Raw genomic sequence first — 15932 nt, forward strand, 5'->3', positions numbered from 1 at the left:
ATGCTGTCGGGAAGTTGGCAGCAGGAGGGGTGTTCGACGCTGCGCGAGGTCCGGCCTTGCAACAAAAGCGTCCGAAACTGGCGTACGCCGTTATCCGGCATCTATTTTTCAAGACGAGGAGGATTTGCGAAGGAAACGGAAAGGCGCCAAACAGGGATGCTGATCGCCAAACCAAAGGTCGAGGCGACCGCAGTGTACGACGCCGACAACCAGAAGACTGGCTCGGTCGAGCGTGTGATGGTCGACAAGGCCGGCAGTCAGCTGTCGTACGCGGTTCTCGGCTTCGGTGGCTTCTGGGGGATCGGCTACGATCACTCCCAGCTACGCTGCGATCCTTGAATGACGATACGGGTCTCGGCGGCTGCCGGCCCAACCTCGCTGTGGAAAGGCTGCAGGGAGCGCCGGAATATGGCAATGACAACGACTGGAACTGGGAGGATCCGCAACGGGCGAGAGCGGTGAACGACTACCATTCCTGCTTCTAACCCATGCCGGTGGCTGTGGCCGCCGTCGAATGCGAGCTCGCTTCGCGCCGCATGCAAAATCGGGATGGGCGAAGGCGAACCGGCCAGGCGAGAGGAATATGCCAGTTATCCCGAGCGGCACGGAGCGCGCTGATGCGTCGTGGTTGCGGTGTCCTGGGCTCCCAGCGCTCAGGGGCGCTGCTGCAGGCCTGGACGCCTCAGCGAGCCCTCTGTCCTTCTGCGCACCGCAGGACCTTGAAGCGGAACGATCCGTCGCAATATGCGCAGACGATAGCGCCCCGGCCGGTGTCCGCCTTCCTGACCTCGATTGGCCGTACGCGACACTCATCGTTCGCGACAAAGGCCGCCGGCAGACCCGGCTTCCGCTCCCTCAACGTGCCGGTGATGATGCGGTGCTCGAATCCACAGAGCTGGCGGGAGATCATATCTCACACGTCGTCGCTTAAGAGCACCACTTTTCCTTCCATAGCATGAATTCGATCCTGCCGGGGACATCAAGATACTCAGGAAAATCGGGAAAAGAAATCTGATCACCGTCTCGCACGAAGATGGCGACATCAGTGTCGCCATTCGTTGCGCTATAATGCTCTCGCCTCACCTTTCCGCGATGGGAGTCGAACACGAAGCGTGTGGAATTGATCCATGATGGTGAAATGAAGTTAAGATGATCGGAAATGCGCCAGATGCGGCTCAAACGCACACGGAATGCCGCGGAGAAGTGAATAGGGTCCGGAATGAAGATTGAAAGATTGCGTACGCCGATCTCGTCGAGCTTTTCCAGGAGCCGATAAAGGACCACATGGTGGTCATTTGTGTTACGCAACAGTGGAAATTGGTTGTAGAGCCTAAGCTTGTGCTGTCGAAGCTCTGCAATCTTCTCCGACACTTCTTCACAGATTTCATATGGGTGCACGATGTGGAAGGTAAGGCGGAGGTTATGGTCCGCAAGCAGATCAATCTTCTCCGCAGTGAAAGCTCTCGGCTCATAGACGATCGCCCTTGTATGAATTCGGATTGACTTCACGGATGAAACCGATCGAACTCCTTCGATAATGGCCGACAGCTGTGGCGCGGGCAGGATTAGCGGATCTCCGCCTGACAGGATCACTTCAGTGACGTCCGGCTGGCTATGGAGGTATTCGATCAGTTGCTGTAAATCGGCATCTTGTTCAGTTCGCGCGTCCATGCCGACGCTCTCGTTGAGTGCGTCCGCGCGGAAGCAATATTGGCAGTTCCCAAAGCACTTCGAGGTGGTTAGGAACAGTACGCGGTCGGCATACTTTCTGACCGCCGACGTCCTATTAGTGCGGCCACAGGCATTTGACCGGTCATCGACGAAGTCCTTTACCTCGTTGGGCGCCCTTAATGAGATTCTGTCCTGCGTCGGAAACGACACTCGGTGAAGCGGCCCCAGATGATTGCCGAGCGCCTCAACTTCTTCCTTGATCTTACTTTCATAGAATGGCGTGACCTTCACGGGTAGCAGCCCCTCCTTGATCGAGATGGTACTGAACACCTCATCGATGTAGAGCTGATTCATGTCGAACTCGTTCGATTGTTGCGCTTCAGCAAGTAGGCAATAAGGGCGGTCAATGCGATATAGGAAGGAGAAGATGCGGCGCTGAGTATGATCAGCACAGATGGACCCACAACCACGGCAGCGAGCAGCCACGAAACCAGGGATTGCCGGAGTCTGACGAGTGCAATGGCCGAAATCATGTAAATGGCCAGAAAGTTCATTGCGGCCAAGCGGAACATCATTTCAATATCGACCAGTCCAATCCGGTCGCAGGCCACGACCACGATCAGCAATGCAGCCACGAAATAGACACTGTTGCGAGGCGCTCCATTGCGCAAGTAGCTGAGACTGGCAGGAAGGATGCGCCGGCAGGAGAGATAGAGAATAATTCGCGAGACGGCCACAACTGACCCGAATAGATTGGCGGCGATCAGCGATACGCCAAGCAGAGCAACCAGCCAGCCTGGCGCGGATGGCGCAACCTGCGCCGCGGCCTGAAATATTGGCGTGTTGAAGTTCGACTTGATATCAGCAACATGCACCAGCGCCGCGCTGCCGATGTATACGCTACAGACAAGAAGGAACGAGCAGAACATGGCTCGGCCAAAAGTCTTGCTCGGATTTTGAAAGTCTGCAGCCAGATGCGAGGCGATTTCCCAACCTGTAAAGGAGAAGAAGATCAACGGAATCTGACCCGCGATCGATGAAAAATTTTCAGGTCGACTGAACCCAACGCCATTGGCCCGTACTGCTAGCACGAGCAAGACAATGAGGACGGCTACCAAAAGAGATAACGACGAACCGCCCACCAGCCTTATACTCCTCGAGAGGGTCTCACCACCGGGCAGGGCAAGGAAGCTGGCAAGCAGGATCAACAGTGTGGCAAGCAGATGAATGCCGACACCGGGGCCAATCAGCTTCTGCAGGTAGGCCGCCCCCACAATCGCGATCGATGGTAAGCCTAGCGTTGCGGCTCCAAGAAAGAGCAATGCCACGAGCAACTCGGAGTACGGACCAAAAGCAAGCTTCGCATAGTATGCAACCCCGCCTGCGCTCGGATAGGCACTCCCTAACATCACCATCGTGGCGAGGATCGGCACTGTGAGCAGCGAGCATGCGAGCCAGGCGTAGATGCCATCCCCGCCGATTCGCTCGAACACGAGTCCAGGAAGTACGAGAATGCCGGATCCAAGAATGACTGTAACCACAAGCAAAATCCCGGAGGCAAGCTCCAGGTGCCCGTTGAATTCGCTCTGGCTTTCGTCGTTCATGCTGGCCTCTGAATGACGTTTCGCTGTGGTGGCCAGATCGACTCATCGACGGTCTGCTGGTAGAGGGCGCCGTCGCCGGGGCTCTGATTTACAAGCCGTTGATCCGGCTCATGTCGTCGTCCGGATAGGAGAGCCAAGCACCACTCGCCAGATTGCCTGACGCCCAAATGGACCCTGCGATCCGGGGCGAACGAAGCCGTTGACGCGCTGCCGGTCACTTGAAGTGCAGAGGGCACTCGAGCGGGGCATCCTCATTGTTGTCGGGGATCATGTACTGAGGCCACTGCGCTTCGCCTAGAAGGTATGACCCCAGAAGCGGGCTGTGGGCGACGCCATCGTAGACGTCGATGTTGTGTCTGATCTTTGCCGTAATAGCTCTGCCTCGCCGATCGGCGGGAGCAGCGATGTCAAAGATCTTGCGCGGATTGACAACGAAGGCCAACCCGGCTCCCATGTTTCGGCTTCTGCGAAGAACGTGTGATGGATGACTTACGTTTACGAAGAGTTCACAGCCGTGAAAGCACATCGTCCACCTGTGATGCACAGGATCCTTGGGCACGTGCGCGGGCCAGGGTCGCCGATCTTCTTCGATTAGAAGCTGCATCGCTTCTACGAAGACCTGCTTGAATTGACTCGTGGTCGTGAGGGTGGCGATCGGCTCAAAAAGCGCGAGTAACGGACGGTGGCGCTTGATGTCGAGGGCGTCGATATCAACATCGTCAATGTAAGCGCGTAAGCCGCAAACCAAAAGATCAAGCTCGTACCGTAATCGTTCGAAATCGTATGGAATGAGGAGAAAGCGTAAATTGCCGTGCTTGACAGCGTGCTGCCCGAAGAAGCAGGGAAATCGCGGTCCGGTTTCTGCCGCATTGTCGACCTTGGACAGAACATGCGAGATCGCCGCGTGCCCCCACTGGAACTTTGCAGGGAGATTGTCTCCTTGATTGATGAGCATGTATTTTCTCCGATTTAGGTGGCCAAGCATTATTGGCGATCCCTGACGGACTGGTGCGATGCGGTGTGCATTTGCGATTGCCCGTCTCCTGTGCGATCGCCGTCCAAGCACGTTCCCGCGCGAAGAGCTTCGCTTCAAACAGCGCGGCTGCATCTGCGCAGCTCAGTCTCTTGCGGCCAGGCTCCTCCGTCGGCTCAAGAGCGGAGTTCTTGGCTGTAGCAACCGCTATGTTCGTCACGCCCGACCAAGGGATGAGTTCGTCTTAGTCCATGACGCAGCGCGTTTGCCGATGGCCCTGCAGGTACCGTGCCAAATGCGAAACTCATTTCGAAGCAACACGATCGCTCTCTCATGACACGATGTCTGATGTCCAACACCAGACCTTCCTGCAAGAATCGAACGCTTCATCGAGACAATTGTCGCCCATCTCGCATGCCGATCTACCTTCTTCCCGGAAGACTTGACGCGGCGCGTGACATGAGCCGGATTCGCGATGCCATTAATCAGCAGCGAGCTGGTTGCGAACAGCCGCTACTTCGGTGGTCGGCATGCTCATCGCGTTAGCTGTTGCCATTGCGGCCGTTCGTTACGTGGAGAGGGCTGATTTTCCCTGGAGCCCGTAGTAGCACCCTTGTCCCCCAACTCTCTTGCGCGACCACGTGGGCTACAATGCGCAACATACGGCGCACGGCACGCAAAAAGGGCATTTCGCCGCAGCAGGCTCACGACAATTGGCTCCGGCGCAAGCAACGATCCCCTGGGACGTGAATCAGCCCGATGGCGAGGCGAAAACGTACCGCTGGTGCGGTCGAAACGGAGGTCCTGCTAAACTCGCGTCGTCGATGCTGCATTTGCTTCGGATTGAAGCGCGACGATGGTCTGAAACGAGGGCAAATCGCTCATCTGGATCGCGACCCTGGCAACGACGATCCGGGCAATTTGGCGTTCATGTGCATGGATCACCACGCTGAGTACGACGGGAAATTTTCTCAGATCAAGAACCTCACGATTGCGGAGGCTAAAGCCTTTAGAGAAGAGCTGCACCCGCAATTCGCAACGTGGTCGTACGCCCGCGGTGTTCCACAGGCTTGCTTCAGTTCCTTGCCGCGACCACAGGAACTGATGAGATTGCCGCAGGTGTCCTGAAAATTGGCCTTGCGGCGACTGCGTTTCCGGATTGGCAAACTAAGTTGGCCATTGACTGAGCGCCACATCGACCTGGAAGACGGCGTCTTTACGCTCCACTCGAATACATTCTCTCCCACCTGCAATCGTGGGGGCACGGTGGGTCGGTCTACATCCAAGGTGACGCCAGCGAAAAGACCGTGGCGCTGGTCAATCAGGCTCCGGCCCGCCAGAACGCTGAATTGCCAACGCGCGTTGTCGCTGCGGTGAAAGATGCGAAGGCGAGGCGGGTGTTGGCGTAAGCGACGGGAGGCGCACGATTCTTGGGTCCGGTTCCGTCAGGAACCGAGGAGTTTATCAACGGTTTACCATGTAAGTTTATGATCTACATGCGTTTATCGATATATTCTTGATTTGTTCTCTATTGGCAGCTACTACTGGCGGCGGTTCAAGGTCCTGAATCGTCGTCCCGCAAACTAGTGGACTTCGGCGCAGCAGGATTCGACGCCGCCGCAACGGCTAGCTAGGGTTGAACGATGAATCTTCTCGCACGAATGAATGACGGCCCAGCCATACGGTCGATCTCGCCGCGCAGGGAGCTGGGAGCGTACGAGGCTCTCTGGCTCGAAAAGGGTGCGACCTTCAAGACGATCGCGGAGAAGTTTGCCTCAGATCCGACTGCTGTCCCTTCCGACTTCGTACCCGGGGCCATAGCGGACGCTCGCGCGGCTGAGGTTCTGACGGCGCTCAAGAAAGCTGGAGTTTCCAGGTTTGGCACTCGTTTGAACTTCACGGGCAACTATCCAGGTAAGCTTCGCGACGCGAGGCATCCGGTCGAGTTGTTGTACTTCCAGGGCGCTTGGGAGCTAGTCGAGACTCGGTGTGTCGCCGTCGTGGGCAGTCGAAATCCGAGCGAAGACGGGAAATTGCGTGCGGGCAAGCTCTCACGTGCATTGGTCGAGCGCGGCTTCACTGTCGTGTCAGGACTGGCAACGGGCGTCGATACTGCAGCTCATACTGCTGCGATTGAGGCGAAGGGGCACACCATCGCAGTGATCGGAACGCCGATCGGGACCTACTATCCAAGGGAAAATCAAACTCTCCAGCGCGGGATCGCGGAGGAGCATCTGCTCATTTCTCAGGTGCCAGTGCTCCGGTACGCCAGCCAGCACGTGCCGCAAAATAAGCTGTTCTTCCCGGAGCGGAACGTCACGATGAGTGCCCTAACTGAGGGGACAATCATCGTCGAGGCCAGCGACACGAGTGGAACGCTCACGCAGGCGAGGGCCGCCCTTCAGCAGGGTCGCAAGCTCTTCATCCTTGATTCTTGTTTCAAGCGGGATGACATCACGTGGCCGGCAAACTTTGAGAAGCGAGGCGCGATCCGTGTTCGCGATCTCGACGATATCTGGGGCGCATTAGGTGATGGCACGCCTGCTCCAGCAAATTGACGAGACGAACCGGCGTGATCATTCGTACCTCGATGAGGGTGACGACTGTCATTTTCTCTATGAGTACACGGCTGGTCAGGGATGGCGTGGGGGCGAGACCAACCAGTTGATCCACAATCTTCAGAAGAAGCGAAGCGACTGTGGGTACCACTACAAGGCTCCGGCGATTGCTCGATGCGCACACGACCTATCATCGGTCCTGAACGCGGATTGGCTGGCGCAAGCTACTCTGGTGCCGGTTCCACCGTCGAAAATTAAAGCTGATCCGGCCTACGATGATCGGATGGTTCAGGTTTGCAGGGCAATCCGCGCGGCGTCTCCGCCAGACGTCCGTGAACTGGTCGAACAGATCGCCTCCACCGACACGTTCAAGGGCGGCAACAGGAAGTCGCCGGCTGAACTCAAGCAAAATTACCGGATCGCGGAGAGCCAACTACCAAACCTGCGAGGTATCGTAGGTATTTTCGACGACGTCCTCACGACGGGCTCTCATTTCAAGGCCGTCAAAGAGATGATTTTGGAGCGCGCCCCGCAAGTCCGCGTGATTGGTCTATTCGTTGCGAGACGGGCTATTCCAAACCCCTTCAGCGATCTCTCGCAGGACGATCTGCTTAAGCTGTGAAGCTAGTTTCGGTGAATAATAGCGACACCGTTGGCCGTCGCTGTCGTCCAGCAATTGGCGATGACTGACGCGTATCCAGTGCTGGCGGAAACGTTCGCTACAGCATTCGCGCCTCTCGCAGCGGCCTGTGGCTTAAGCAGAAACCGCGTGCTCTTCAGTCGGTATGTCGGTATTGGGTCTGACGCCAATTTCTGACAGCCAGAAGCGTTGACTGGACCAATAGCCTTGTCGGTCGGCGATGGGTTTGCAAAGGTTTGTATGCCGGCAACCGAAGCGGCCATTTCGGGAGTAACGACAGCGTATTTCTATCCGTGAAGTTGCCTGTAGCTGCGCTGCAAGAACAGAGCGCAACTGCAAGCGCAGGCGCCGAAAAAGTATCTTCATGAAATCCCCCACTTGGTTGAGCCAGGATGAAGCGCATGTGCCAACGAGGCTGATCGCGAGCCGCGCCCTGGTCTGCGTGTGGTTCTCGATTTCATCGGCCAAGGTAATCGATTATGTCGCGGCCGTGCACGTTTTGAAAAAGAGCATCGTCTGTGCAGCCTCAGGCCGCGTACAGGGGTTGAATTTGCTTCGGACGACGACCTTGCGCTGGCGAGCGCGACGCATATGAAAAGGTCATTTTGGCCCCGCTCGAGGCCGACGGGCGCGGCTTTCGCGCGGCGATTGCGGGGAGCACGAAAGTCGCGAAGCAGAAGCTGCCACTTCTTGGCAGAGGGACCGTACTGCTCTTTGGCGGGATCATCGCGATCGCTTGTGCGAGAACCGACCCAACCGCCCGACGCATCCATGGATACGCGCGCGCACAAGTCGGGAACGCGCAGATCACTGCGGTGCGACTATATATGCGTCGTTGAATGTTTTCCCCGCAAGACGATTGAGTACTATTTCAACGACGCCAACCAAGTGAACTCAGTCACCAATGTACAGTTTCGTTCGTATCGTACCGTTCTGCATCTATTCGGACACATTCTGTCGGACGTAAATGCCTTCGTCCGATCCGGACGGTATTTGTGCGCCGATAACAATCTTAACCTGTCACAACCCACGAAACGCAACTCAGAGAAGGCGCGATGGCGTGCGCAGCAACTTCTATGACTCAACCTCTCAGTAGGCATACGGGGACAGGCCCGTTTTTGACTGGGGTGATGCGGCGCCGAACGAGACAGTTGCTCGATTCGCTGGGAGGTCGGATTACCGTGCGCCGATCGTATGCCGCTGGATCCGGCCGTTCCGCCGAGCAATCTGCGCACGCTGCAACTGCCGATCTTCCCAAGTGTAAGGCGGTCCTCTCGACTGGCATACCGTTTGTGGACCGACGCTGAATTGCGTGGAGGATGAGGTGCGTACAATGCTGGCTACTCTGGTCGATGAGACAGGAGGTCAAGCTCGATGAGCCAGCAGCGGATTGTGGTGGCCGGTACAGGGACCGGCGTCGGAAAGACGGTTTTCTGCGCGGGACTCGTCAATCTCCTCGGCGCGAATTTTTGGAAACCGATCCAGGTTGGCCTCGAAGGAGAGACCGACACCGAGCGCGTCGCTCGGCTTGGCAGTCTTTCGTCCGATCGCATCGTGCCCGAGCATTACCGCCTGCAAACGGCCGTTTCGCCCAACTGTTCCGCGGAGATCGACGACGTTCGCATCAACACGGATTCGCTCGACGTGCCGGACACCGGAGGACAGCCGCTCGTGATCGAGGGGGCCGGCGGACTGATGGAGCCGCTGAATTGTGGCACGCTTTACATTGACGTCTTCGAGAGATGGCGACTTCCCGTCGTGCTCTGCGCGAGCTCTGCTCTGGGGACAGTCAATTATTCACTGCTTTCCATAGACGCGCTTCGAAGACGTCAGATCGACATTCTCGGAATAGCCTTCGTTGGCGAAAGGAATTCGGATGCTGTGAGGGCAATTTGCGAGATCGGCCGGGTGCGGTGGTTGGGGCGATTGCCCTGGATTGCTCCTTTGTCCGCAGACACGCTGCAGGCCGCTTTCATGGCCTCCTTCCGCCGCGATGATTTCAAGCCATGACGCTAAAGAAGAAATCGTCGATCTGGCATCATCCGTTCACGCAACACGCGCTTTAAGGACGAGATGACAAGGGTCTTTGCGCGGCGATGGGGCTTATCTTTAACCGGCGCCATGGCCGCATTCGATCTGAAGACAAGCGATGGCGGTTGTCGTGATGCCGCCATATTGCATCACAGAGGTAAATCTCGATGAAACCGACGCATTTCATCCTCGCCGACATCGCTGCAGGCGTTTTTTCGAGGAGTGAAAACCTGCTGTTGCGGCTGCTCGTCAATCAGGGGTGCTGCTGATGCGCTGGCTCAAGGCTGTGCCTTCCGTGCGTAGCAGCCGGGACCTCAACTCCAGATTCCACGGCGTCCAGTCAGCCAAGTTCAATTATTCGATAGCGGCTTACAGATGTCGCTGCCGACGGTCGCTCTCAAATGATCGACCATCGCAGCCTTCGAAAGTTCGAAATGAGCATGGTCGGTCCGGCCCTGCGTCCGCCCTTCCGGCGCGCTTTCGGAGCGCCCACCCTCTGTGGATGAGATACTGAAACGACAACCTTCGTGATGGGAGCGGCAATGCGCTTTATTCATTCAGCCGACTGGCAAATCGGTAAGGTCTTTAAGCAGTTTGGTGTCAAGGAGGAGGCTTTGCGGCAGGCACGTCTTGGTGCGGTTGAGCGGCTCGGCCAGCTCGCACGCACCCATGGCGTGGCCCACGTGCTCGTCGCAGGGGACGTCTACGACAGTGAGGCACCAAATCCGATCACGCTGCGGGAACCGATCGAGCGGATCAAGTTGTTCCCGGACATTCAATGGCACCTGCTGCCGGGCAATCACGATCCGCACCGGCCAGAAGGCATTTGGGATCGCCTCGCAAAGCTGGGATTGCCTGGTCACGTCCATCTCCATCTCTCGCCCGTTGTGGTGCCTCTTGGTGACGGAGCGTTCCTCATGCCTGCCCCTCTTTGCCGTAAGACTGAATATGACGATGTTACGATGTGGATGGATTCCGCGCCGACGCCGGCCGGTGCGGTGCGAATCGGACTTGCGCACGGGTCGATCGTCAATTTTGGGCAGGAAGGCGAAGCCTCTAATCCGATCGATCCAGCCCGCCCGAGCCGTGCGGGCCTCGACTATCTCGCGCTCGGCGATTGGCACCGCACCATGCAGGTCGGCCCCTGCGTTTGGTACTCCGGGACACCAGAGCCTGACCGCGCCGGGCGACAGGAGGCCGGTACGGCGCTGCTGGTCGATATTGCTGGCGCCGGCGCCCCTCCCGCGGTGACGCCGCTTGCGACCGGCACCTACCGCTGGATCACCCGCAGCGAGCGGGTTGCCGATGTTGAGGCGGGCGCCGATCTCGACCAGCGCCTGCGCGCCGAACCCGATCTTGCGCACACAATCGTCCGCCTCAAGCTCGAAGGGGCGTTGTCCATTGCTGCAGCCGCGGATCTGCAGCGCCGTCTTGTTGATCTCGAGGCGGCCGCCTTCCACCTTGAGGTCGACCAAACCGAACTCGTCGTGCGCCCGACTGAGGCAGACCTTGAAATGATCGACTTCGACGGCGTTCTTGCACGAGCCGCTGATCGCCTGAAGGGTACGTGCGATGATCCCGCGCAATCGCCGGACCGGCGGCGCCACGCCAAGGAAGCTCTCGTCGACCTCTTTGTTCGCGTCGCAAGCAAGAACGGCAAGGAAGCTGCGTAATGCTTATCAAGGCGCTTTCCGTCGAGGGATTCGGACGGTTCTCGAGCCCGGTGCAGGTCGAAGGCTTTGGCGACGGTGTCAACGTTCTCGCCGCCGGCAATGAGGTGGGCAAGTCGACATTGTTCAAAGCGATCCGAACCGGTCTGTTTTGCCGCCATGATAGCCGGGCGCAGGAGATTCGCGATATTGGTTCGGACGGCAGCCAATTGCCCGCCACCGTGCAGATCGCTTTTGAGCAGAACGGACGCGCGTATGTGATCCGCAAGGCTTTCCTGCGGTCGCCCAGCGCGAGCCTCACCGAAGACGGCCGCGAAATTGCCAGGTCCAAACAGGCTGACGAGGCGGTGTGGGATATTCTGGGCGTGAGCCCCGGCAGCGGTCGAGCGCTTGATGATGGTGCTTTCGGCTTGTTATGGGTTGGGCAGGGGGCTTCCTTTACGACGCCGGTTCTCGGCACCGGCGCCTCCTCTATGATGAATGCGGCCATTGAATCCGAAGTCGGGGCGCTGATCGGCGGTGAGCGGGCGAGGCTTGCGCTCGACGATATCAACGTAGAGCTGCAGCGCTACCTCACCGATTCTGAACAACGGCCACGCGCCGATGGCCCGTTACACCGAGCCCTCGCGGAGGTCGAGCGCTGGCAAGCCGCTGAAGCCGAGAACCGCGGCAAGCTTGCCGCGCTCGACAGCCAATTCCAGGAGTTGGTGCAATATCGGCGCCGCCACCGCGACCTGACTGATCCGGCGGCGACGAAACAAGCCACCGCTGATCTTCTCGCGGCGAAGGAAACGCTTGCGGAAGCGCAGTCTGCAGCGCAGGAGCTTCGACGCTTAGAGGCTGAGGAGATCGCAGCCAGGCGTGGGCTTGAGGTCGCGGCACAGCGGTTCAAGCAATTTCGCGACCTCACCGCGCGCATCGACGTCAACCGTGTTGCCGAAGCCGCGCTGGCGCGAGAGGTGCTGGAACAAGGAGCGAGGGAGCAGGAGGCGCGTGTCGCGCTTGCGGGCACCCAGCTCGACATTGTCAGCGTCGAAAAGACCCTGCACGCGCTTTCGGCGCGCGAGCGGCAACTTGAACGTCTTGCCGGGGCCGTGCTTCGTGACCAACGCAAGGAGGAGCTGGAGCGCCAATTGAAGGCTCTTGAGACGGCGGTCGGGGAGTTGCGCGAAACGAATGCGCAGTCTGCCCAAATCAAGGTCAATCCGAAGACCGTGGAAAGCCTCGATGAGCTTGAGCGGGAGATCGCGTCGCTGGACGCGCAGTTGTCGGCTGCCGCCGCCCAGCTTGCAGTCGAAGTCAAGCCCGAGGGGGCCGGACAGGTTCGCATCGGGTCCGTTTGCGCCGAGGGGCCGTACAGCACCGCGATCATGACGCCCACCACGATCACCGTCGCTGATCTGGCCATCATCAAGATCACGCCGGCTGTCCAGCCAAGGCAGGAACTGCGCGCCGAACTGGAGGAGCGCCGTCTTGCGCTACTCGGAGCCACTGGGGTCGGCACAGTTACCGAGGCGCATGCGCTTCTCGCCAAGCGCCGAGACCTTGAAGCAAGCCGCAAAGGCACCCTCGCGCAACTAAACACTCTCGGCGCGACCGATGATCCTGAGGCTAGCATCGTCAAACTCAAGAATGCGCTTTACGATTCGGAAGCTGCGATTGCCGCAGTGATCGCGGAGGCAGAAGACGGACGCCTGCCGACGGACGCTGAGATAGAAAAGCAACGAGTGTCTCTGGCGCAGGACCGCACGATCGCCGAGGCTCGTCGCGAAAGTCTGGGTGAAACGCAACGCCAGCAGCGGGATGCGCTGGAATCCGCTCTCGCTGCCCGGAGCGGTGCGGAATCGAAGCTGGAAAGCTTGCGAAACCGCATCGCCGAGGATGCCGCGCTTTGTCCGGACGATGAGCGCGCGGCACGCGACACGGCGCTTGTGATCCAGGTGGCGGATGCCGAGGCCGCGCACCAGACTGCGGCAGCGACGCTCACGGGCCGGCGCCAAACAGCGCCCGGCGCCGACGAGATCGAGCGCCGGCAAGCGCGTTTCGACCGGCTTGAACAGGCCGCCACCAACCGTAACGACGAGCTGCGGCAGCTCGAACGCGACGTTGGGCGGCTCACAGGGCAAATCCAAGCAGCCGGCGGTGACGGGGTTGGCGAAGCGTCGGCTGCGGCGACGGAGCAGCGCGCGATCGCGGAGCGGCACTGCGCGCAACTGGAGGAGCGTGTTGCGGTTCTAAAGCTCTTGCGCGATACGATCTCGGCCTGCTTGACGGAAGGCCGCGATCGCTATCACGAGCCGGTGCGGCGCAATCTGCGGCCGTTCCTCAATGACCTGTTTCCGGGCGCGGAGCTTGAGCTTGGGGATGATTTCGCTGTCACGGGCATCCGGCGCGAACGTGCCGAGGCTTTCGACCGCCTGTCCGACGGCACGCAGGAGCAGATCGCCGTTCTGGTTCGGCTGGCGATGGGAGCGATGCTCGCGGAAAAGGGCTCCGCGGTCCCGATCATTCTCGATGACGCGCTCGTCTACTGCGACGATGATCGGATTCAGCGCATGTTCGACGCCCTTAGCCGCGCCGGGAAGAAGCAGCAGATCATCGTGTTGACGTGCCGGCTGCGAAGCTTTGGTCCGCTGGGGGGCCGTACGTTGCGTCTCCTGGAGCGAGCGGTTGCCTAGTTTGCAAGCGGGAAGATGACAAATTTCTGGAGGCGAGATGAGGGGGATCCGGCAACAACGTCTCGGATGTGAAGGCTCAAATCGCTTGTTCCAGAACATATGGGAAACAAAGGCGCTCGCTTCGGAGCTCAACCCGAATAGGGAACTCTAATTTGGCATCCCGAGATCGCATCTAGTTATGGTTTTATATAGAAACCCTAAATATAATTGCGGAATCTCATCTCTAAATTCGGTTTTTATGAAGCGCAGCGATCTCAGCCCCACCGTCCGGGAGACGCTCAAGCGATTGCCGCCTCCGTACGATTCCCACTACGGGATCGTGCCGCCGGCACCTCCGGAAAACGGGATTTCGGTCGCCGGGGCGACGAAAGCCCTCGACGCCGCTCAAGCCGCGTTTGGGCGGGTCGATGCCATCGCCGCAGAGATGAAGGACCCCTACATCGTCAGCCGCGTCCTGACCAGACGCGAAGCCGTCAGTTCGTCGTCCATCGAAGGGACCCAGAGCACTCTTGATGAACTGCTGTCCATCGAGGAAACGGGGGACGACGACGCCCGGGACGAGGCGCGCCAGGTGCGCAACTACGCTGTCGCGCTCGACGGATTCATTCCGCTTGCGGCCAAAGACGGCTACGGCGTCTTCACGATGGACCTGATCAAGAATCTCCATCGGGCGGTGATGAAGGACGATCCTGACTACCAGGACATTCCCGGCGAAATCCGAACCCGCGTGGTGTGGATCGGCGGACAAGGCAACATCGCGTACTCCAGTCTGAATCCTCCACCTCCCGCCGTCGTCCCAGACTGTCTCGCCCAGACTGTCGATTATCTCCGGAATGAGGGGATGCAGCAGATGACGCAAGGCCTCATCACACGCATGGCGATTGCGCACACTCACTTCGAGGCGGTCCATCCCTTCCGCGATGGCAACGGCCGTGTCGGCCGTCTTCTTCTCCCTCTGATGATGGCGGCCGAAAAGCATATTCCCCTATATCTCTCGCCTTACATCGAGAGCAAAAAGGGCACGTACTACGCTTCCCTCAAGGATGCTCAGCAGCGGCTCGACTGGCAGCCGATCATCACTTTCATGGCTGACGCCGTCGCCGGCACCGTCGAGGAACTCATTCGAACCCGCGACGCATTGTCAAAGTTATCCGAACTCTGGCAGGAGCGTCGGAAATTCCGCAAGGGATCCGCTGCCCTGCGTGCTCTCGACGAACTTCATAATTATCCGGTTCTGACCGCTAAGCGGCTCGGCGAGATTCTCGAGATCAGTCCTCCGCAAGTCCATCAGGCCATTGCCCAATTGGAAGAGGCCGACATTTTGGAAGAGCGGACCGGCTACGCACGTAACCGCGTGTATGCTGCTCCCGAGGCGCTCAGCATTATCAACCGTCCGTTCGGTGAGGAGCCCCTCCTTCCCGACCAAGCTGATCCAGACTAGGGAACCGCCGCCTCCCAAGGCGTGATCGCTCCGCATCGTACGTTGAACCGGACCCGAGCATGCAGTAGTTCGTTTTGGATGCTCCGACGATCAGTGCTTCGAAAGGTGAGGGTGAGATGAGCGCGTCCAGCTGTTTCGATTTTCCATCGGGCAATCGTTGAGACGCCGATACACATTCCAGCCTCTCCCGAGTGAATTGTCTGGCCATCCTCGATCCGTCTCGAGCGCGATCATGGCGGGCAAAGTTCGACCAGCCGGGTCGCACTTGCGCTGCACTTGCCGCACGCGGCCTCCATCTGGATGCGGCCGGCCCGCGCGCCGGTCTTCCACGAGTGGCGTGAAGCACGCCACGACGAAGCTCACGACAACGCGTGCAATAAAAATGCCTGCTCTTGCTATCCCACTGGAATAGAACTGATCGCAGCAATCGCCGGCAAAGGATGAATATAGGAGCCCGATGCAGTTGTCGGGGCGCGCGGCCGTCGGGCTTTCGTGTGTAAGGTCGAGTTCGCGACATCATTGTCAGGCGCCGAACAGGTGGCGCCTGCTTTCAGACAGAAGTGCCGCCGCGCCTAGCCTGGTGCAAAGAAACCGAAGCCCGTGGGATGGGAAATCTGGCGAGTTCGCGGGCTGGTCCGACCACCTAGCTACTGCCAGGGCAATCTG

At 58.9% G+C, this 15932-nt stretch carries 11 protein-coding genes; 7 read left to right on the forward strand and 4 right to left on the reverse strand.

All coding sequences use genetic code 11. The annotated features are described in order from the left end of the window. Positions 1-156: 156 nt before the first annotated feature. On the forward strand, positions 157-339 hold the full coding sequence (locus ACE103_RS08500; protein ID WP_375779062.1) for a PRC-barrel domain-containing protein: 183 nt from the start codon (positions 157-159) through the stop codon (positions 337-339). 588 nt (positions 340-927) lie between these two features. On the opposite strand, the gene ACE103_RS08505 is transcribed toward ACE103_RS08500, so the two are convergent. The 4 genes from ACE103_RS08505 to ACE103_RS08520 all read right to left on the reverse strand — a co-directional run bounded on the left by ACE103_RS08505 (position 928) and on the right by ACE103_RS08520 (position 5274). Further along, a complete protein-coding gene (locus tag ACE103_RS08505) occupies positions 928-2025 on the reverse strand; it encodes a radical SAM protein (RefSeq protein WP_375779063.1) in 1098 nt (365 codons plus the stop codon). Beyond that, a complete protein-coding gene (locus tag ACE103_RS08510) occupies positions 2022-3275 on the reverse strand; it encodes an APC family permease (RefSeq protein WP_375779064.1) in 1254 nt (417 codons plus the stop codon). Before ACE103_RS08510 ends, ACE103_RS08505 begins: the two co-directional genes overlap by 4 nt. 214 nt (positions 3276-3489) lie before the next feature. Further along, complete coding sequence (locus ACE103_RS08515) at positions 3490-4230, reverse strand: YqcI/YcgG family protein (RefSeq protein ID WP_375779065.1); 741 nt, start codon at positions 4228-4230, stop codon at positions 3490-3492. A gap of 825 nt (positions 4231-5055) precedes the next feature. Then, positions 5056-5274, reverse strand: a complete 219-nt coding sequence (locus tag ACE103_RS08520) for a hypothetical protein (RefSeq protein ID WP_375779066.1) — start codon at positions 5272-5274, stop codon at positions 5056-5058. A gap of 617 nt (positions 5275-5891) precedes the next feature. Between ACE103_RS08520 and ACE103_RS08525 the strand changes: the two genes are divergently transcribed. From ACE103_RS08525 to ACE103_RS08550, 6 genes are all read left to right on the forward strand, one after another. Further along, a complete protein-coding gene (locus ACE103_RS08525; RefSeq protein WP_375779067.1) occupies positions 5892-6806 on the forward strand; it encodes a DNA-processing protein DprA in 915 nt (304 codons plus the stop codon). Next, positions 6781-7428: a hypothetical protein gene (locus ACE103_RS08530; RefSeq protein WP_375779068.1), complete on the forward strand. Its 648-nt coding sequence runs from the start codon at positions 6781-6783 to the stop codon at positions 7426-7428. The genes ACE103_RS08525 and ACE103_RS08530 overlap by 26 nt, the downstream gene beginning before the upstream one ends. Before the next feature lie 1392 nt (positions 7429-8820). Continuing rightward, a complete protein-coding gene (locus ACE103_RS08535) occupies positions 8821-9456 on the forward strand; it encodes a dethiobiotin synthase (protein WP_375779069.1) in 636 nt (211 codons plus the stop codon). Between the two features lie 563 nt (positions 9457-10019). Next, positions 10020-11150, forward strand: coding sequence for an exonuclease SbcCD subunit D (locus tag ACE103_RS08540; RefSeq protein WP_375779070.1), 1131 nt, complete (start codon positions 10020-10022; stop codon positions 11148-11150). Further along, a complete protein-coding gene (locus ACE103_RS08545; RefSeq protein WP_375779071.1) occupies positions 11150-13825 on the forward strand; it encodes an AAA family ATPase in 2676 nt (891 codons plus the stop codon). Before ACE103_RS08540 ends, ACE103_RS08545 begins: the two co-directional genes overlap by 1 nt. Before the next feature lie 238 nt (positions 13826-14063). Further along, positions 14064-15266: a Fic family protein gene (locus ACE103_RS08550; RefSeq protein WP_375779072.1), complete on the forward strand. Its 1203-nt coding sequence runs from the start codon at positions 14064-14066 to the stop codon at positions 15264-15266. The last annotated feature ends 666 nt before the right edge of the window (positions 15267-15932 follow it).

The organism is Bradyrhizobium sp. ma5 (assembly GCF_042258955.1).
GTDB lineage: Bacteria > Pseudomonadota > Alphaproteobacteria > Rhizobiales > Xanthobacteraceae > Bradyrhizobium.